At 37.0% G+C, this 19,648-nt stretch carries 19 protein-coding genes; 11 read left to right on the top strand and 8 right to left on the bottom strand.

Annotated elements, in window-relative coordinates:
* Positions 1-100: 100 nt before the first annotated feature.
* Entirely contained in the window at positions 101-457 is a 357-nt protein-coding gene (locus CUB63_RS15490) for a DUF1283 family protein (RefSeq protein ID WP_006536911.1), read from the top strand.
* Between the two features lie 54 nt (positions 458-511).
* The gene (locus tag CUB63_RS15485) at positions 512-748 is read left to right on the top strand and encodes a DUF1161 domain-containing protein (protein ID WP_109848443.1); all 237 of its coding nucleotides are present in this window, start codon (positions 512-514) and stop codon (positions 746-748) included.
* A 268-nt stretch (positions 749-1,016) separates the two neighbouring features.
* Here CUB63_RS15485 and bioD read toward each other — a convergent pair whose 3' ends face one another.
* The 3 genes from bioD to CUB63_RS15470 form a co-directional block, all read right to left on the bottom strand.
* Positions 1,017-1,688, bottom strand: a complete 672-nt coding sequence (gene bioD / locus CUB63_RS15480; protein WP_072063901.1) for a dethiobiotin synthase — start codon at positions 1,686-1,688, stop codon at positions 1,017-1,019.
* A 196-nt stretch (positions 1,689-1,884) separates the two neighbouring features.
* Positions 1,885-3,096 carry a sugar metabolism global transcriptional regulator Mlc gene (gene mlc, locus CUB63_RS15475; RefSeq protein WP_109848442.1) on the bottom strand — a complete coding sequence of 404 codons (1,212 nt, stop codon included), beginning with the start codon at positions 3,094-3,096 and terminating at the stop codon, positions 1,885-1,887.
* A 128-nt stretch (positions 3,097-3,224) separates the two neighbouring features.
* Complete coding sequence (locus tag CUB63_RS15470) at positions 3,225-4,139, bottom strand: LysR family transcriptional regulator (RefSeq protein ID WP_006536916.1); 915 nt, start codon at positions 4,137-4,139, stop codon at positions 3,225-3,227.
* 125 nt (positions 4,140-4,264) lie between these two features.
* Between CUB63_RS15470 and CUB63_RS15465 the strand changes: the two genes are divergently transcribed.
* Positions 4,265-5,548, top strand: a complete 1,284-nt coding sequence (locus tag CUB63_RS15465; protein ID WP_109400397.1) for an MFS transporter — start codon at positions 4,265-4,267, stop codon at positions 5,546-5,548.
* A gap of 447 nt (positions 5,549-5,995) precedes the next feature.
* Positions 5,996-6,925: a DNA replication terminus site-binding protein gene (gene tus, locus CUB63_RS15460; RefSeq protein WP_109848441.1), complete on the top strand. Its 930-nt coding sequence runs from the start codon at positions 5,996-5,998 to the stop codon at positions 6,923-6,925.
* A gap of 8 nt (positions 6,926-6,933) precedes the next feature.
* Here tus and CUB63_RS15455 read toward each other — a convergent pair whose 3' ends face one another.
* Positions 6,934-7,287: a hypothetical protein gene (locus CUB63_RS15455; protein WP_109848440.1), complete on the bottom strand. Its 354-nt coding sequence runs from the start codon at positions 7,285-7,287 to the stop codon at positions 6,934-6,936.
* A gap of 75 nt (positions 7,288-7,362) precedes the next feature.
* Entirely contained in the window at positions 7,363-8,760 is a 1,398-nt protein-coding gene (fumC, locus tag CUB63_RS15450) for a class II fumarate hydratase (protein WP_006536921.1), read from the bottom strand.
* A 580-nt stretch (positions 8,761-9,340) separates the two neighbouring features.
* Here fumC and CUB63_RS17865 point away from each other — a divergent pair.
* Positions 9,341-9,556, top strand: a complete 216-nt coding sequence (locus CUB63_RS17865; protein ID WP_269669705.1) for a DUF945 family protein — start codon at positions 9,341-9,343, stop codon at positions 9,554-9,556.
* Positions 9,525-11,033, top strand: a complete 1,509-nt coding sequence (locus tag CUB63_RS15445) for a YdgA family protein (protein ID WP_269669706.1) — start codon at positions 9,525-9,527, stop codon at positions 11,031-11,033. Before CUB63_RS17865 ends, CUB63_RS15445 begins: the two co-directional genes overlap by 32 nt.
* 91 nt (positions 11,034-11,124) lie before the next feature.
* Here CUB63_RS15445 and CUB63_RS15440 read toward each other — a convergent pair whose 3' ends face one another.
* Positions 11,125-12,093, bottom strand: coding sequence for a vWA domain-containing protein (locus CUB63_RS15440; protein WP_006536924.1), 969 nt, complete (start codon positions 12,091-12,093; stop codon positions 11,125-11,127).
* 668 nt (positions 12,094-12,761) lie between these two features.
* On the opposite strand from CUB63_RS15440, the gene add reads away from it, so the two are divergent.
* Positions 12,762-13,763, top strand: coding sequence for an adenosine deaminase (add, locus tag CUB63_RS15435; RefSeq protein WP_109848439.1), 1,002 nt, complete (start codon positions 12,762-12,764; stop codon positions 13,761-13,763).
* Between the two features lie 137 nt (positions 13,764-13,900).
* On the opposite strand, the gene CUB63_RS15430 is transcribed toward add, so the two are convergent.
* Positions 13,901-14,890 (bottom strand): bile acid:sodium symporter family protein, encoded by a 990-nt coding sequence (locus CUB63_RS15430; protein ID WP_109848438.1) that lies wholly within the window; start codon positions 14,888-14,890, stop codon positions 13,901-13,903.
* Positions 14,891-14,912: 22 nt separating this feature from the next.
* Positions 14,913-15,956 (bottom strand): oxidoreductase, encoded by a 1,044-nt coding sequence (locus CUB63_RS15425; RefSeq protein WP_109848437.1) that lies wholly within the window; start codon positions 15,954-15,956, stop codon positions 14,913-14,915.
* Between the two features lie 132 nt (positions 15,957-16,088).
* Here CUB63_RS15425 and CUB63_RS15420 point away from each other — a divergent pair, with 132 nt between their 5' ends.
* The 4 genes from CUB63_RS15420 to rsxC form a co-directional block, all read left to right on the top strand.
* Positions 16,089-16,556 (top strand): DUF2569 domain-containing protein, encoded by a 468-nt coding sequence (locus CUB63_RS15420; RefSeq protein ID WP_109848436.1) that lies wholly within the window; start codon positions 16,089-16,091, stop codon positions 16,554-16,556.
* A 94-nt stretch (positions 16,557-16,650) separates the two neighbouring features.
* Positions 16,651-17,232: an electron transport complex subunit RsxA gene (gene rsxA, locus CUB63_RS15415; RefSeq protein ID WP_109848435.1), complete on the top strand. Its 582-nt coding sequence runs from the start codon at positions 16,651-16,653 to the stop codon at positions 17,230-17,232.
* Positions 17,232-17,858, top strand: coding sequence for an electron transport complex subunit RsxB (rsxB, locus tag CUB63_RS15410; protein ID WP_109848434.1), 627 nt, complete (start codon positions 17,232-17,234; stop codon positions 17,856-17,858). The genes rsxA and rsxB overlap by 1 nt, the downstream gene beginning before the upstream one ends.
* On the top strand, positions 17,851-19,648 hold a 1,798-nt coding region (gene rsxC / locus CUB63_RS15405; protein WP_109848433.1), incomplete at its 3' end, for an electron transport complex subunit RsxC. The genes rsxB and rsxC, both read left to right, overlap by 8 nt.

Raw genomic sequence — 19,648 nt, 5'->3', positions numbered from 1 at the left:
ACACACTGAAAACACATTTTTTATTAAGGTATCAGCTATAATTATTAAGATATAATCGTCATTGAGAGCAATAGCTACATAACTTTAGAGGATAGCAACCATGATAAACACACTAACTAAGAAACAAGCCATCAGAACCATGATGTTCTCTTTATTTCTTGGTTTATCAGTGTCTTCTTTTTCTTCTGTTGCCGCTTCGACTAATGTAACCATTAATGGCGATGGCTATGACAATGTTTTAGATAAAGAACAAGCTCGACAAATGAAAGAAGATTGGGATCAAAAGCGTGAACTTCGTACCCAAATCAATCAGCGGGAAAAAATCGAATTTAATAAAGTAGATAAAGCCATTGATGAGCGAGATGCTTGTCTGAAAAGCACAAATATCTATGCATATTGGGAATCAGAAACGCGTCGTTGTTTAGACAGTAATACTGGTCGCCCTGTTAACCCGTAAGTAAATAGTGTAAAACAGTGATGTTTTTGCCCGCTAAAACAAGGAGAGAATAATATGAAAAAATATGTATTTGCTGTAATGACCGCACTGGTTGCGTTTGTACCTTTAGCTGCGAATGCAGGTTGTGATGAAGTCGTTGAGTCTATTCAACAAAAAATCATTAATAATAGTGTGCCAGCCGCTAACTTTACTTTAACTGTCGTTGAAAACGACCAAATAGCACAAACAGAAGGTAAAGTTGTCGGAACTTGTGAAAATGATAGCAAGAAAATCATCTATACCCGTCATTAATCTATAGTTAATAAAATCTTGTGATTAAAAAAGGGCGCAATATTAGCGCCCTTTCTCTTTGTCACTATTTATCAACATGTTATCTAATTCATTCTATATTATTTAGCCTTAACTTTATGTGTCATTTTTATCATTAGCTATATTTGAGACTAAATCAGAAAAAACAAAAACACCCAATGAATTTACTCATCAGGCGCTTAAAAGTAACAAGTTTGGTATCGTTTAAAAACTGATAGCAATCCACTTGATTACTTATTTATATTCTCTCTTAAGCAGGTACCGCGATTTCTAACTGACTTAAATCGAGGTAACAAGAGAGATCACGTTCTTCAGGACGTAACAAATACGGGATTTCACCAATCAACGGTGCAGGAATATGCTGAGACAGCCTTTCCACAATTTTCGCGTAATAAGGTAATCCTGGATTTATTCTGTTCGCAACCCAACCTACTAATTTTACACCATCATTGATAATAGATTGCGCAGTTAATATTGAGTGATTGACACAGCCTGGTTGAATACCAACAACCAAAACGACTGGGATTTGTTCTTTCACCACCCAATCAGAATAAAAGGTATTATCATCAAGTAAATAACGCCAACCACCATTACCCTCGATAACAACACACTCTGCTTTTTTACTTAAATTGTCGAGTTCATTTGAAATTTTATTAAAATCAATTTCATTTTCACTAATATAACAATTATCCAGCAAAATAGGATTAATTTCGTCGTAGCGAACTTCAACTGGCGATGAATTATGAATAATCATAGCATCACGATTACGTTCACCTTCAGCCGTTTCATGCAATTCTGTTGCAATAGGCTTATAACCCACTGCCGTTGACCCGCCACGATTTATTGACTGAAGAAGTGCTCGGGTTACAACAGTTTTACCCACGTTGGTATCTGTCCCCGTAACAAAAAAGCGTGTTAACATATAATTTACTTCCGTTATGACAGATAAATCAGGTTCATAAAAAATGACAGAGATTAGAGTTTAGGGTAACACTGTTTCTGGTGGCTTGAGATAGCTCAATTTTTTAGTTAATTGGTCGAAAATAGAGAATTCGTTAATGATCAATTGGGGTATTTACGCTTGCAAAACACTTCTGTTACGATTTTTTACACTTCATTTAGCCTTGCATCAATTCAATTAACAAAGAACCATTGTATAGGGCCTCTTTAACTAAAGAGGCCGCGGGTAAAGTACCTTTGTTTCTTAACTCTGTTTCTTCAATAGTTAAAGACTGAGCATAACGTGGCATGACATGCTGTTGAATTTGGTTCAAGATCAAAGGAAAAAGAATAGATTTAGCGCGACAAAGCGGTGAACCTATTAATATTTTTTGTGGATTAAAGATATTAATCATCACAGCCAAAATAAAACCTAATCGCTGAGCGACTAAATTAACAATTTCTAGCGCTGATTTATCGCCAACTAATATTGCATCACACAATGTCTCAACAGTAATAGGATATTTGTTTAGCAACGAAGTGGGATCTTCTTGTGCTAATAATTGAGCTTTCTTAATTAATTGAGGTATAGCAATTTCGGTTTCTAAACATCCCTTCGCCCCACAATAGCAACTATTTTCAGAGTCGATGACTTTAGTGTGTCCAATTTCAACCGCACTGTGACTGTGAGAATGTAATGTTTTTCCATTGTTTATCACGCCAGCACCAACAATATCATCGATAACAATTTGTAGAACGTCTAAATTGTTTTTTGCCGCACCATATAAATATTCAGCCATTGTCCATGCGGTTACGCTATGCTGTAAAAATACAGAGACACCTGTTTTTTCATGGATTTTATCAGCAAGTGGTATGTCTTTAATATCATAATAAGGCGAGCTATAAATAACACCACTAATGGGATCTACAATGGCATTCATTGTAATGCTAATGGCCGTCAGTCTTTCAACATGAGATTGATAACGTTCAAAGAATTTATCAATTGCAACTAAAAAGTGATTAAGAAAATCATCGCTATATTCTTTGGGAAAATCAAACGTATCTTCAGTAACCAGTTTGCTGTCTAATTCTCTTAAACTAAAAAGCAAGTTACCTTTATTGACGCGGATACAGAGAAATTGCCAGCCCTGACTTTCTAATTTTAATCCAACTGCAGGTCTGCCACGAAATCCTACATCTGGAAACTCCGTTTCATGAATAAGATGCGCTTCAACTAATTCTCGCGTGATCTTAGTAATACTTGCTGGTGCAAGCTCTGCCTTTTTCGACAATGAAATACGCGAAATGGGACCATGTTCATCAATCAAACGAAAGACTGTGCCAAGATTAAATTGTTTTACGTGATCGATGTGGCTAGGTTGGTTCCCCATTGAATGCTTCCTTAATTAAAGAGCCATAATTAATTCGAGGCTCCAAATAATTCATTACCGATTATGTCGTCAATTTGTGATAATTGTACAATACTTACATAAAAATCGTGATCAAAAACACAGATAAATCAAGATTTTTGGTGATCTAGGATATTTTTTAGCAGTAATTGCGTTAATCGATTCGCCGCTGCGGGTATAGCACGTTTATTATGTGAAACTAACCAAACTTCAGAGAACGCTTGAGAATTGGCAAAATGTAGATAATGCACCCCATCAACTTTCATTCGCGTAAATGATTTTGTCACAATGGAAATACCAAGCCCAGCGGCAACTAATCCTAAAATCGTCATGGCTTCACCCGCTTCTTGTGCAATAGTTGGCGTAATTCCTGACAGACTAAGTAGTTGAATGATCTCATCATAAAGTGCTGTACCGACATCTCTTTCAAAGAAAACAAAAGGATATTGTCCAATATCGTGAATATTGACTCCCGTTTCTTTGTAAGCAAGCAGAGGATGCCCTTCATAAACCGCCAAAATAAAAGGCTCACGAAATAACAGCTGGTGGTGCAAATTTTCGGGTAATGTCGTGTTTCGCATGATCCCAAGATCAATACGCCCAGTCAGTAACGGTGATATCTGTTGTTTTGTATTCATTTGATGCATATGAATACCGACCTCTGGGTAATTTTCTCTAAACTGCCGCAAACTTAAGGTGACTAAATGCATAAAAGGCGTTGTTGAAGTAAAACCAATTGAAATCTCACCTAACTCACCCTTTTCCATTCTAGCGGCGCGCGTTGTGGCTGCGTTAACCTGCGCCATTATTTGATATGACTCTTTTAAAAACATTTGTCCTGCGGGTGTTAACGAAACAGAACGGTTAGTTCGTTCTAAGAGTCTAGCGCCGATTTCACTTTCAAGTGCTTGTATTTGTTGGCTCAGCGGTGGTTGCGAAATATTTAATCTTTCGGCTGCTTTGCCAAAGTGAAGTTCTTCTGCAACAGCAATAAAATAACGTAAATGCCTAAGTTCAATATTCATATTTTTCTCATATTGTTATTGATACTTTAAAAGTCTTATTTCTAATGATTAATATATTAGACAAAAAAATCAAATATTTTTAACATTGACATAAATCAAATTTAAGTAATGGAAGTTTAATCAATATGGACACTCACGAAATAGACAGTAAAAGTATGAGCTTAGGCACTGATATTTCAGACAATACATCAAGTATAGAAAAGCCTGCTCATCGCCAATCTAATCCTAAACACTATATTCAGCGTGATGATGCACTGTACATAAAAGTGACAGTGTCATTTTTTATGGTCGGTTTAGCGACATTCGCTTTACTCTATTTTGTGCAACCCATATTGCCAGTGCTATCTAACGAATTTTCTATTAGTCCAGCAACCAGTAGTCTGGCGCTCTCACTTTCAACCGCTTTAATGGCATGTGGTTTATTAATCACCGGACCACTTTCAGACGCTTTTGGGCGTAAAAATGTTATGGTTATCGCACTGTTTTGTGCCGCATTTTTTACATTATTAAGTGCAACCATGAATAGCTGGACAGGTATTTTAATTACGCGAGCTTTAGTTGGACTGTCATTAAGTGGTGTTGCTGCGGTGGCAATGACTTATTTAAGCGAAGAGATCCATCCGGCCTACTTAGCTCTATCAATGGGGTTATATATTAGTGGCAACTCTATTGGTGGGATGAGTGGTCGTGTCATTACTGGGGTATTAAGTGATTATTATTCTTGGCGTCTATCTGTCGTTATTCTCGGTATTTTTGCCCTTTTTGCTGCGATTACTTTCTGGAAGATATTACCTGCTTCACAGCACTTTAGACCGACAGCATTAAAGCCTCGTAATCTTCTTATTACCACTAAATTGCATTTTAGAGATAAAGGGCTGCCTTTGTTATTTATTGAAGGTGGTTTATTAATGGGCGGTTTTGTTACTTTATTTAACTATATTGGCTATCGTTTATTAGATGCACCTTATTCATTAAGTCAAACCACAGTAGGGCTGATTTCTATCGTCTATTTAAGTGGTACTTATAGCGCATCTAAGGCGGGTTTATTAACCACTAAATACGGTTTAGGCAAGGTCTTTATTGCAGGCATTTCAATGATGTTAATTGGCATATTGATTACCTTAATTGAATCACTGCCCGTTATTTTTATTGGGATGCTTATCTTAACAACAGGTTTCTTTGCGGCACATGCTGTCGCAAGTAGTTGGGTTGGTCGTCGTGCAAAACGAGGACGAGCCCAAGCCTCTTCCCTTTATCTTTTTACTTACTACGCAGGCTCTAGTCTTGCAGGTACCGTAGGTGGATTATTCTGGGTGAGTTTCGGTTGGCTTGGTGTAGGATTATTTATCGCCATTTTAATGTTAACTGCCTTATTAATAGCATTACACTTAAACAAAGTTGCCCAATAAATTTATTGATAATAAAGTGTAAAGGCAAATTAATACGGTTGTTGTCGATTTTGCACTCCTTCTTAAGGTATAAACTTCTTCTTTAAGAAGGAACAACGATTATATCTATTATAAAACTGTCCGTTACTCTATCTTTTCTCTTTTTTACCTCTCTTACGAGTGCATTTACAGAACACTCTCCCCAACAAAACCAGATTGTGATGTTACTCATGATCCATTAGCACGACAGAGTGAAAAACAGACCGTTTTTGATTTAAAAACCATCAAATAATCTCTTTTTAGGAAAAACATCATCCTAATATGCCCTTTTCACGGTATACTGTATAAATAAACAGTATACCGTGTTTTTGGCATTTCTCTTTGTTAAGCAATGTACTTTCCACTGAAGCTGATGTATTGTTTTAAACAAAGGCCAATTGTATGTTGTAACTAAATAAGGATATGAAAGTGAACAAATATGATTTAATCGAGCAATTTAACCGTTGCTTTAAATTGTTAGAAACAGAGATTGAGGCTTTGTCGACTTCGCTTAGAAAGCTGACTTTATTACCTTCTGCTGTATTTGAATTACCCGATGTGAGTAAAGAAGAAGAACATGATGAAGTTGCTTATGTTACAGTGTCACCAAGCTATAACGAAGACGCATTGAATCTTACCTTAAAACTTATTGCCAACCTGTTTATTTATGATAATGCCCCACATATCAGTAGTAAACGCGCTATTCGTTTACCTGGTGTGCTTTGCTTTAGTACCAATAACCAAACATTTAAATCTGTAAAAAAACAAGTTGAGCAAATTAATTTATTAAAAAAACAGCTTTCTGATATTGTTACTAAAGAATCAGGTATATCGAAAGAAGAACGCTTTGATTTCGTCCATAATCAATTAAAAGGCTTAATTACGCTCAATGCTTATCGTACCCTCACCCTGCTATCTGATCCAGATACTGTTCGTTTTGGTTGGGCGAATAAGAATATTATTAAAAATTTAACGCGTAATGAGGTATTAGCTCAATTAGAAAAAAGCCGTGAGGCTAATCGTGCCGTTCCACCTTATACCAGTGAACAATGGGCTGAACGTCTGGACAAAGAGATCATCACCCTTTCCCAATTACCTGAAAATGCAAAATTAAAGATAAAGCGCCCCGTAAAAGTACAACCTATTGCGCGCGTTTGGTATTCAGAACTTCAAAAACAAGTGCAATATGCATGCCCCTTGCCTTTATTAGCTTTCTATATTGATAAAGAGAACGATTTTAAACCGATTATTGGCGAACTACCTGATTATGATGCCGATAACATTCAAATTCGCCATCGCCCTAAAGCTAAAAAGCTACAATTAATTATTCCAAGAATGCATTTGTATCTTGAAAAGTAGAGGATGTCTTATTTTTCAATAAGTTTAATTGAGCTTCCTTGAAGAATTTGCTGAAGATAATCATTAAGCTGAATAAAGTGATTGTCTTCAATATCTAAATAGATTGTTATTACCACATTGTTTTTTAATGTAAGGGTAATATTTTTTCGATCAAGAGTAATTTTTACGAGCGTATTAATGGCTTCAATATCAGATAAATGAGTCATTAAACCAATTGAATTATCTATATCTTCTTCATCAAATCTTGAAAGGATAATGAAATGATCAGGAGAAACTACATCATCCCCTATTCCAATAATGGTGACATCATCTTCGACATAGCAATTCACTTCTGTCGCTGTAAACCTCATTTCTTCAATCATTATTTTTCCTATAAGATCTAAAAATCCCGCCATGATAGCGGGATTTAATATCGGTTAAATAAGTGTGTTTAACACTTATTTTTTCATGCTACCAACCATATCTTCTGGACGTACCCAGCTATCGAATTCTTCCGATGTCAGGTAATTCAGTTTCAATGCAGATTCTTTTAGCGTTAAGCCTTCTTTATGCGCTTTCTTCGCAATTTCAGCGGCTTTATCGTAACCAATATGAGTATTTAACGCAGTAACTAACATTAATGATTCGTGCAGTAGTTTATTGATACGTTCACGGTTTGGCTCAATGCCAATTGCACAGTGCTCATTGAAACTACGCATACCATCAGCCAGTAAACGCACTGATTGTAAGAAATTATCAATGATCATTGGACGATAAACGTTCAGTTCAAAGTTACCCGATGCACCACCAATATTAATTGCAACATCATTACCCATTACTTGAGCACATAACATTGTTAATGCTTCACATTGTGTTGGGTTAACTTTGCCTGGCATGATTGAACTACCGGGTTCGTTTTCTGGGATCGAGATTTCACCAATACCACAACGAGGGCCAGAAGCTAACCAACGTACGTCATTAGCAATCTTCATTAATGATGCCGCTAAACCTTTTAATGCACCATGAGCATGAACTAATGCATCACAAGTTGCTAATGCTTCAAATTTATTAGGTGCTGTTACAAAAGGCTGACCTGATAATTCAGCGATGCGCTTAGCAACACGCACAGCATATTCTGGATGGGTATTTAATCCCGTACCTACTGCTGTACCACCTAGCGCTAATTCACAAACATGAGGAACTGAGTCATCGATATGTTTAATGCTATGCTCAAGCATAGCAGCCCAACCAGAGATCTCTTGGCCTAATGTCAGAGGTGTCGCATCTTGCAGGTGAGTACGACCAATTTTAACGATGTCATGGAAAGCTTCTGCTTTCTCTTTGAATACTTTCAGCAGTGATTTTAATTCTGGCAATAAATCCTGACGTAATGCAATAACAGCAGCGACATGCATGGCAGTTGGAAACACATCATTTGAACTTTGACTTTTATTAACATCATCATTCGGATGGATTTTGCGCTCCATGCCACGGATACCACCAAGTATCTCACTACCACGGTTAGCTAACACTTCATTCATATTCATGTTTGATTGAGTGCCAGAACCGGTCTGCCAGATTGCTAATGGGAATTCAGTTGGGTGTTTACCTGCAAGCACTTCGTCTGCAGCTGCGATAATTGCATCAGCGCGCTCTTTGGGTAATAAACCTAAATCCATGTTAACACCCGCGGCTGCTTTCTTCGTGAGAGCAAGCGCATGGATAAGTGCAACAGGCATTTTTTCAACTGAAATACGGAAGTGTTCAAGAGAACGCTGCGTTTGAGCTCCCCATAACTGGTCAGCTGGTACTTCGATTTGTCCCATTGAGTCTTTTTCAATGCGAGTGGCTGCCATTTCAATCTCCTTAAGTACACAGAATAATTGATTAATTCCGAATCACTTTCTAGTAAATAACTCGGATACCAGTATCATGCCATAAACAGAATAATAAATATGAGAGCTAAAGCGAGCTTATGAAATTTATAACAGAATGAAATCTGTTGATTTTTTGGGAAAAGTACGATTAGCAATCTTATTTTATTGTCAATGTTATTATTTAAGCTTTCATATTTATATCCATACTTATTATGAGCCTTTATTATTCATCATAAATAGAATCACATCACAATTAAATATTGTCCAAATCGAAAAATGAGTAAAAAAAGAGAGTTTTAATGATTATTTGAATTATCTTATAAATCATATCCATTTTGCTTTAAACTCATTATGTTAGCGAGTAACTAAGTAAGTTCTGATTGCGATTTTATTCCACTAAATCTATATTTACAGTTAATATAGGTGGCGATGTATATATGTGGATTATCTATATTTAAATTTAGTAAAATTTATCACCAATTTATCGGGTTGTTTAAGGGTTACAAAACAGCCTTTATAACGTACATCGCCAGATGTACACAGAGGATGGACTAGAATTATGAAGAAATCGCTTGTCGCTGTTGGTGTTATCGTCGCACTAGGTGTTGTTTGGACTGGTGCGTCGTGGTACATGGGCAGCAAAATTGAAAGTCGCTTACAGGAAGAAACGAAACTAGCAAATGTCCAATTAGCGCAACTTGCTAAAACTGCACAATTTGGTGCTGATATTAAACTTGAAATTCGTGACTATAAAAAAAGGGGTATTCACTTCTAATGCAGACTTTGCTGTCGTGATTTCAAAAGATGCTAGTGAAATTGTTGAAGACCAGGATAAAAAAGTAGAAGAGATTATCTTCACTACTGATATTGATCACGGTCCATTCCCTCTTTCTGATTTGGCTAGATTTAATTTAGTACCAAAATTAGCAGCCATGAATAATACGTTGGTCAACAATGATACAACTAAAGAATTATTCAAGCTGACTAAAGATAAATCTCTTTTTGATATCCATACATCTTTAGCTTTTGATGGTGCAGTATCAGGTGAAGCTAAACTAAATCCTATCGATTTCGCTGAAAACGGTGGCACAGTTAAAACAACACCATTAACAATTGAATTCTCATCAGATAAAACCGCAACCAACTTCACTACCGCCGTAAAAGGTGATCAAGTTGTTGTCACTAAAGATGGTGAAGAAACTTTCACAATTAAAAATATTGCAGGTTCTGTTGCTGGAACTAAAGTTAACAACGATCAATATTTATTTAATGAGCAGTTATTAAGTTTTGCTGAAATTACACATACCAGCAAAGAAAAAGCATCGGATTTCTCGCTGAAAGATTTTTCTCTGACAACCAAAAGTGATATCAAAGATAAGCTCTTTAACATTTCTCAAACTTATTACTTTAAGTCACTGAATGTTGCAGGACTAGAATTTGGTGCTGGTAAATTTGGCTATTCAATTGATAAAGCTGATCCAGATGCAATGTTGTTATTAACCAAAGTTTATAACAACTCATTATTGCCATGGAATAAAAATCATTTCGACAATTCTGAAATGGTTGAACAAGCCGTTCGTGATGTGCTAGAAAAAGGCTTAGTTTTCCGTATTGATGAAGCTTCTTTAACCAATAAAAGTGGTGCAAGTAAGTTAACTTTTAACTTAGACTTAAATGCTTTTAACGTTAAAACATTAGAAAACCAAGAGAAATCACCAGCAGAGTTATTTAACTATCTGTTTAAAAACATCGATTTCAATATTGATTTATCTCTTCCAATGTTAGCTGAATTCCGTAACACCACTCAATATCTTGATGCTGCTCGTTACCAAGAAACCGCATTGACAGATGAAGAGAAAAAAGAGATCGAAGCAGCAACAGCAACAGATATTGAACAATTAAAAACTGAATTACAGCAAAATATCAACCAAATTTCTCAAGATGAGAAAGATGCATTACCTCTGATGCTACTTGCACAAGATGGTAAAGCATTAAGCATGAAACTGAACTATGCGGCAGATAAATTTACCATGAATGGTAAAACTTATACTTTTGATGAGTTTATGGAAGTAACCCAAGCTCCACAAATGTTAGGTTTAGCAGCCATGTTATTCGGTATGGGCGCATCATCTTATGATTACGATGATTCTGATTATTCAGAAGAAGGTTATCAAGAAGAAATGACAGAAGATCCAGCCATTATCGAAGAACAAGATATTTTAATTCCTGAGCAACCTGTACAAGCTCAATAATTAACTTTTTGTTCGAACGATCAGTCGTTAAAACAATAAATACCCCATTTGTGAATAACATAATGGGGTATTTTTTAACATCGTGTTTTAATTAACAATCGCGATCTTTAGCTGGAATATGGTGATTACTCCATTCCTCTTTACAACAAGAATCAATAGTTTTATTAATTATTCCAGCAAGAGTATTTACGGTTGAAATAATAGAAGTGAGTTGTGCGCAGATCTGACTACAGTTAGATGTTTTTTCATCCGGCTTAGGAATATTCGGTAACGTCAAGCTATCGCAGAGTATTTCTTGTAATACTAATGAGAACTGTGCAATGCCTGTAGTATAGATATATGAACGCCCTCCTGTCTGTTTTGCTAAGCGCTCATATTCTTTTGTAATACTATCTCTATCAGCAATACTTGGGAAACGATCTAAATTCGTTATCTTATCGTCAGGTGTCCCTTGATAGGTATAGACTTTAACTTTTTCGTTCTGAGCTACAGAGATAGCTTCATCATTCTTTCTAACTGCATCATTTGTAAGAACACCACCTCCTCCTTCCATCCCTTCATCACCCAACACAAAAATAGCGCGACGAGCACCGTCACGCCAATCAAAATACTTACTTAAATCAATCACTGCACGACACAAATCCTCTTTATTGCCCGCATGATCACGCCCATCAGCCTCTTTAAAGGGTTTTCTTGCCTGTAAACGATTTTCAGGAACCCCTAGAGCTTTTAAATAGTCACTAGCTGATTGATCAAATTTAGTATCATCCCATGTACCTTCTATACCTAAAAAGGTCACTCTCAGTTTTGATGGACATTTTTCAAGTGCAGCTTGTATTGCATCATCCACTTCTTTACTTAAATCCGACGATTCATCAGACATTGAACCGCTGGTATCAATCACGACAACTAAATCTAACGCAATCATACCATCACCAGTAACGACTTGTGATCCATAAGTAAGATTATTTGAGGATGAAGGTGGAAGTATTTGGGACATTAATTGGTCTTTTATTTTATTATTTTTATTTTCAAAACTAAAATCAGAATTCTCATTCATATTTATTTTCCTTAACTTTAAACAAATAGAGATCTATTAAAAAATCATTGTGTAAATAATTATATTCAGCTAAATACATCTAGTTCACAGCAACCTATTATGGCAATAATCACCTATCATTTAATCCTTATTTAATAAAAGAGATGTTCTATTTTTTAGTTCCATTTTATTTTCTATAAATAAACTCAAATATAAATTAACTTTATTATTTTTATAGAAATAATTTTTTATTCTTTGTCTGAAAATCATCTCAAACCAATATAAACAACAATTTATCAAATAAAATCATGATCAAATAATATTTCAGCCGTTTTTACACCGCTTTCACTTAACACTATCAATGTAGCTGATAAGAGATTTCAATTATAATGATAAATCTTTTCCAAATTAATATTTAATGTATCAATTTACCTGATAATACACGTCAATTAGATTGAATATTGTAGCGAATAAATAAACACCTCTTTTTTCTATTTTTTATTTTTTAACTTAAAATTAAGAAAAAACTGTATTTTTAGTTTTAAAAATAACCAATTTAAGTTTATTTATTAGTGAATAAAATAAAAATCAGTCATAATAATCTGCAACTCATTTATATTTACCCGATTATAAGAAAATCACTATAAACGATAGATTTTCATTATTTCTATTAAAAAGGAAAATAACACGTGATTGACACACAGTTGCCTTTAACCGATTTACATCGTCATTTAGATGGTAATATCCGTCCACAAACTATTTTAGATTTAGCAAAACAACACAATATTGCACTCCCTGCTTATGAGTTAGAAGCTTTGCGTCCTCATGTGCAAATTACAAAAAATGAGCCAAGTCTTGTGAGCTTCTTACAAAAATTAGATTGGGGAGTGGCGGTTTTAGCAGACTTAGATGCGTGTCATCGTGTTGCTTATGAAAACGTGGTGGATGTGGTTAATGCGGGTATTGATTACGCTGAACTACGATTCTCTCCTTATTATATGGCAATGAAACACCAGTTGCCTGTTGAAGGTGTCGTGGAAGCCATTGTTGATGGTGTGCAAAGCGCACTGCAATCACATGATGTAGATATTCGTTTAATCGGTATTTTAAGCCGTACTTTTGGTGAAGATGCTTGCCAACAAGAATTAAATGGATTGTTGAAACATCAAGATAAAATTACTGCGCTTGATTTAGCGGGTGATGAATTAGGTTTTCCGGGTCACTTATTCCAATCTCATTTTAATCGTGCTCGTGACACAGGCTGGAATATTACTGTTCATGCCGGTGAAGCGGCGGGTGCTGAAAGTATCTGGCACGCAATTAAAGAATTAGGCGCAAGTCGTATCGGTCATGGTGTTAAGGCTATTGAAGATCCTCGTCTAATGGATTATCTCGCAGAGCATCAAATTGGTATTGAATCTTGCTTAACCTCAAATATTCAAACCAGTACGATCAATTCATTAGCAGAACATCCTCTAAAAACCTTCTTAGAGCATGGCATTATTGCATCGCTTAATACCGATGATCCTGCTGTTGAAGGCATTGAATTAAAGCACGAATATAACGTTGCAGCACCGGCTGCTGGATTAACACCAGAGCAAATTCGCCAAACTCAAATTAATGGTTTAAAAATGGCGTTTATTAGCCAAGCAGAACGTGAAGCATTAATTAAAAAAGCCAGTCAACGCTAATATAAAATAGTTTAATAGAAAAGCATCTGTCTTAAACTGCCCCTGTTTATTGAACAGTTTAAATTAGAGAGATGCTTTTTCAATTAACTACCGTTTAGTTTCATATTATCTTTAAATTTACTACCATCAGCATAAATTTATTTTTTTTCTGTCACTTTATTTTGATTAGCGTAGCGCTGTGCTAATACCGCACAAACCATTAATTGGATCTGATGGAATATCATTAGTGGTAATAACATTACTCCAACAGTCGCAGCAGGAAATAATACATTCGCCATGGGTACACCATTTGCTAAGCTCTTTTTAGAGCCACAAAAAACAATGGTGATTTCATCTTCTTTATTAAAACCAAGCAACCTTGCACTGTACATATTCACAAAAATCACAATCGCTAACAAAATACAACTTACTACTGCAATCGTTAATAGCGACCAACCATCAATTTTATGCCAGATCCCTTCAACAACCGCCTCACTAAATGCCACATAAACCACCAGCAAAATAGACGAGCGATCCGTTCTATTAACTAATTTTTTATGATTATCAACCCAACGACCAATCAAAGGGCGAGATAAATGTCCAATAATAAAAGGCACCATTAATTGCAGTAAAATAGATTGAATAGCACCGACAGTATCAAAGTCACTTGCAGAGCCTTGCGTTTGCATTAAAAAACCGACTAATACCGGTGAAAGAAAAACACCAAGAATACTGGATGCAGATGCACTACAAATAGCCGCAGCGACATTTCCCCCAGCCACAGAAGTAAAGGCAATCGCAGATTGCACCGTCGCTGGTAACGCACAAAGATATAAAAAACCCATATAGACAGTTGGTGACATCCATTCAGGCACAATCACTTGTAATCCAAGACCCAAAATAGGGAAAAGAATAAAAGTACTGGCAAATACGGTAAGATGTAAACGCCAATGCCCAAGCCCTGCCAATATCGCTTCTCGAGAAAGCTTTGCGCCATGCAAAAAGAACAGCAGTGCTATCGCGCCGGTCGTAAGATATTGGAATAGGACTTTAATATCGCCTTGTGCGGGTAGTAGCGTTGCTAGTGTTACCACACAAATCATTATCATGAGAAAAGGATCGAGTTTTAATTTTTGCCACCAAGACATTAGATTTAGCGCTCCCTTTAGCTTATAGCGTAATAGTTTGTTTTAAACGATTTGAAATTTCGCCAGCTTCAATCAAACGCATAATGGCTGTTGCTTGTATTGGCGTAACGGGATTGTCTTCACCCAATGTAATTGCACGATAAATTTGTTGATAGTAAGCGGGATAATCACCAGAAAGTGTAGTTAGTGTCGTTGTCTCTAATTCACCAGACTCTGATAGTATTGTTAATTCACCATCACTATGATCCATTCCCCAATTATAAGTTTGATTAGGAAGATAACCGGCTTTTAAGGCATCTTCTTGGGTATCTAAACCATATTTAACATAACTTCCTTTTGTTCCATGAATGGCAAAAATAGGTGTTGGAGATGCGACGAGCATAGAAGCGTGAAGAACAACTCTAAGATTGTCATATTCTAATAATGCATGAAAATAATCGGCATTTTTTGCATTAGGACGTAATTGAGCAATATCTGCAGTAATTGCTTTAGGCTCCCCAAATAGGCAAACAGCTTGATCAAGAACATGGGGCGCTAAATCATACCAAAGCCCGCCCCCCATTCCGGCATCTTCTCGCCAACGTTGACGCACGGTTGGGCGAAACCGATCAAAATGCGCTTCATAGGCACTAATCTCACCGAGTGTTTTATCTGCTAAAAGTTTTTTAACTGTTAAGAAACCGGAGTCCCAACGGCGATTATGAAAGACAGACAGAAGTTTACCAGCATCGGTTGCTTGCTGAGTCAATTTTTCAGCTTCTTCCAGTGTCAGTGTAAACGGTTTATCCACAATGACATGTTTACCTTTTTTCAGGGCCTGTGAAGCCAGTGAATAGTGAGTATTATTCGGTGTAGGGATAATGATTAAATCTATTGAGGGATCATTAATAAGTGCTTGAGGATCTGCATAAACCGTAATCTGAGGAAAATCTTGTCTGACTTTATTTTCATCAGAACTTGAAATTGCACTAAGATTTAAGCCATCGGTTGTTGTTATTAGCGGTGCATGAAAAGTTTTACTTGCATAGCCATACCCGATAATTCCAACATTGAGTTTAATTGCCATAACCCTATCCTATTTTTATATGCTTTTTTTATTAACAAAAATCACTTTCACTTTTGTAGTTAAATAAATAATAACAAAGTTTGTGATAATATCCCGTTTAGTTCTATACATACGAGTAGGAATAATTAATTAATGAAATTTGATCTCAAAGCAAACACGCAGAATAACCTTTCAGGAAAAGCGCCTATTACCGGGTGGTTGCTTGCGCCATTGGCTTATATGATCTTGTCAGTTATTGGTTCTGGGTTGATGTCTGTTCTCTATATTATTAAATATTTTTCAGATTTTTCGATCCTCCACCAGCTTCCTTTTCATTTGATATCAAGCTGGTATCTTTCCGCGTTAACAACATGGGTAATGTTTAGCTTTACACTTTACCTACTAAGACAATTTTTTTATCGTGCTAAAAACTTTCCGCGCCTATTTGTTTTTTGGTTGCTTATCAACTTACTATTAGCAATTAAGAGCTTTGGCTTTGCGCCCGTAGATGACCAAACAGCATTACAATCCCTTCTATGGTCTGTTTTCTCGACTGTCTGCTTTGTGCCCTATATCAAGTACTCTAAACGTGTGCGTGAAACTTTCACACAAGTTCGATAACTTCGCGTCTTTACCCTTGATATTATATACACTTGTTTAGCCTCTTTATTTCAGGAGGCTTTTTGTTTCTCTGTTTAACAATTTTGGCATAACAATGACTGATTACTTGCTTCTATTCGTCGGCACCGTATTGGTGAATAACTTTGTACTCGTCAAATTCCTAGGTTTATGCCCATTTATGGGTGTATCAAAAAAATTAGAAACCGCGATTGGAATGGGATTTGCGACGACCTTTGTTATGACTCTCGCCTCGATTAGTTCTTGGCTGATGGATAATTTTATTTTAGTTCCTTTGGACTTACTTTATTTACGCACACTGAGCTTTATTTTAGTTATTGCAGTAGTTGTACAATTCACTGAAATGGTCGTAAGAAAAACAAGCCCGACACTCTATCGTTTGTTGGGGATCTTCTTACCTTTAATTACCACAAACTGTGCTGTCTTAGGCGTTGCGTTATTAAATATCAATCAAGCACACACGTTTATGCAGTCAGCTGTTTATGGTTTTGGTGCAGCCGTAGGTTTTTCTCTTGTGATGGTATTATTTGCCGCCATTAGAGAAAGATTAGCAGTGGCAAATGTCCCTGCGCCATTTAGAGGTGCTTCAATTGGTTTAATTACCGCAGGTTTAATGTCTCTCGCCTTTATGGGTTTTAGTGGTTTGGTGAAACTGTAATGAATTCTTTATGGATAGCAATTGGCGTACTTGGTGCGCTAGGTCTTATCTTTGGGCTAATTTTGGGATATTCCGCACGCCGTTTCAAAGTGGAAGAAGATCCTATTGTTGAAAAAATTGACGCGATATTACCGCAAAGTCAATGCGGACAATGTGGTCATCCGGGGTGTCGCCCTTATGCCGACGCGGTTGCAAACGATGGTGAAATGATTAACCGTTGTGCACCAGGTGGCGAACAAGTGATGTTAAAAATCGCAGAATTGATGGGTGTTGATCCTCAACCGCTTGATGGTGACGAAGAAGCGTTAAATCCAATTAGAAAAGTCGCCTTAATTGATGAAGATAATTGCATAGGATGCACTAAGTGTATTCAAGCGTGCCCTGTTGATGCCATTGTCGGTGCAACGCGCGCAATGCATACGGTTATTGAAGACTTATGTACTGGATGTGACTTATGCGTTCCTCCTTGCCCTACTGACTGTATTACCTTAGTGCCCGTCAAAGTAACAACCTCAAATTGGAAATGGGATTTAAATACCATCCCAGTAAAAAACATTCCAGCAGAGCCGGAAGAAACACCTGAAGATGAACCGTCATTAAAGACGGAGGATAACGCTCATGTTTAATCTCTTTTCGTTATTTAAAAAAGATAAAATCTGGGATTTTAAAGGTGGTATTCATCCTCCTGAAATGAAATTGCAGTCAAGTCGTACACCAATGCGTATAGCGCAATTACCTGATGAAGTCATTATTCCTATTCATCAGCACTTAGGTGTACCGGGTCAACTTTGTGTCAATGTAGGCGAACATGTATTAAAAGGTCAACCGTTAACAAAAGGGGTTGGCAGGACATTACCTGTACATGCCTCTATCTCTGGTATAGTTACAGCAATAGAACCTTTTCCAAGTACTCACCCTTCTGGGTTACCTGAAATTGCAGTAAGAATTCAATCTGACGGTAAAGATGAGTGGCGTGAACAATTCCCTCTTGTGGATTATCAATCACAAAGTAAAGAGGTTTTACTCACTCGTATTCATGAAGCGGGTATAGCGGGATTAGGCGGAGCTGGATTTCCAACAGCCACAAAATTAAAAGGTGGTGGCGATCTTATTAAGACACTTATCATCAATGCAGCAGAATGTGAGCCATATATTACTGCCGACGATCGCTTAATGCAGGAGCATGCTGATGAAGTGATTGCAGGGTGTCAGATCTTAATTCACCTTCTCTCTCCCGATGAAGTGTTAATTGGTATTGAAGATAACAAGCCTGAAGCCATCGAGTCATTAAAACATGCCTTAAGTGCAGTACCTGATGAAAAACGTATTTTCATTCGTGTTATCCCAACAAAATACCCATCAGGTGGTGCGAAACAACTCACCAAAATCTTAACAGGCAAAGAAGTGCCATCAGGTGGTCGTTCATCTGATATTGGTGTTTTGATGCAAAACGTCGGTACTGTTGTTGCCATCAAACGTGCCATTATTGATGATGAGCCTTTAATTGAGCGTGTTGTCACGGTCACTGGTAATGGTACCAAAACACCAGGTAACTTCTGGGCGCGTTTAGGTACCCCTATTTATTCATTGCTAAAACAAGCGGGATTTGTTGCTGGCTCTGAACAAATGGTGATTATGGGGGGGCCATTAATGGGCTTTACCTTACCCGACTTAAATGCCCCTGTAGTTAAGATAACCAACTGTCTACTTATCCCTTCTGTTGAAGAGATGGATACAGATAACCTTGAAGAAGCCTGTATCCGTTGTGGTCATTGTGTTGATGCTTGCCCTAGTGGCTTATTACCGCAACAACTTTACTGGTTTAGTAAAGGTAAAGAGCATGAGAAGGCACAACAACATAATTTATTTGATTGTATTGAATGTGGTGCTTGTGCATTTGTTTGCCCAAGTAATATTCCGTTAGTTCAATACTATCGCCAAGAAAAGGCTGAAATTCGTGAAATTGATGCGGAAGCCAAACGAGCAGCTGAAGCTAAAGCGCGTTTTGAAGCCAAAAAATTACGTATGGAGCGTGAAAAACTTGAGCGTGAAGCAAGGCATCAACGTGCGGCAGTTAAACTTGATGATAAAGAACACAGTGAAGTTCAATCAGCACTTTCTCGTGTAAAAGCGAAACAAAGTATCGGGAAAATTATTTCTGTTAAAGCGGGAGAAGAGCCGGATAACGCAGCCGCTATTGCCGCACGTAAAAAACGTAAAGAAGAAGTTAGAGCAAAACAAGCGGCTAAATTAGCACAGCAAAAGGCACTAGAAACCTCAAGTGAGAGTATAACGAGTAAGAGTGAAGATGCTGATCCACGTAAAGCTGCCGTTGCCGCTGCATTGGCTCGTGTGAAAGCAAAGAAAGCACAGCAAGCTTCCCAAGCAACGCCAGCCGTTGAAGCGCCTGTTGAAA

Source organism: Proteus penneri (genome assembly GCF_003144535.1).
GTDB classification, from domain to species: Bacteria; Pseudomonadota; Gammaproteobacteria; order Enterobacterales; family Enterobacteriaceae; genus Proteus; species Proteus penneri.
This window is presented reverse-complemented; position numbering and strand designations above follow the sequence as displayed.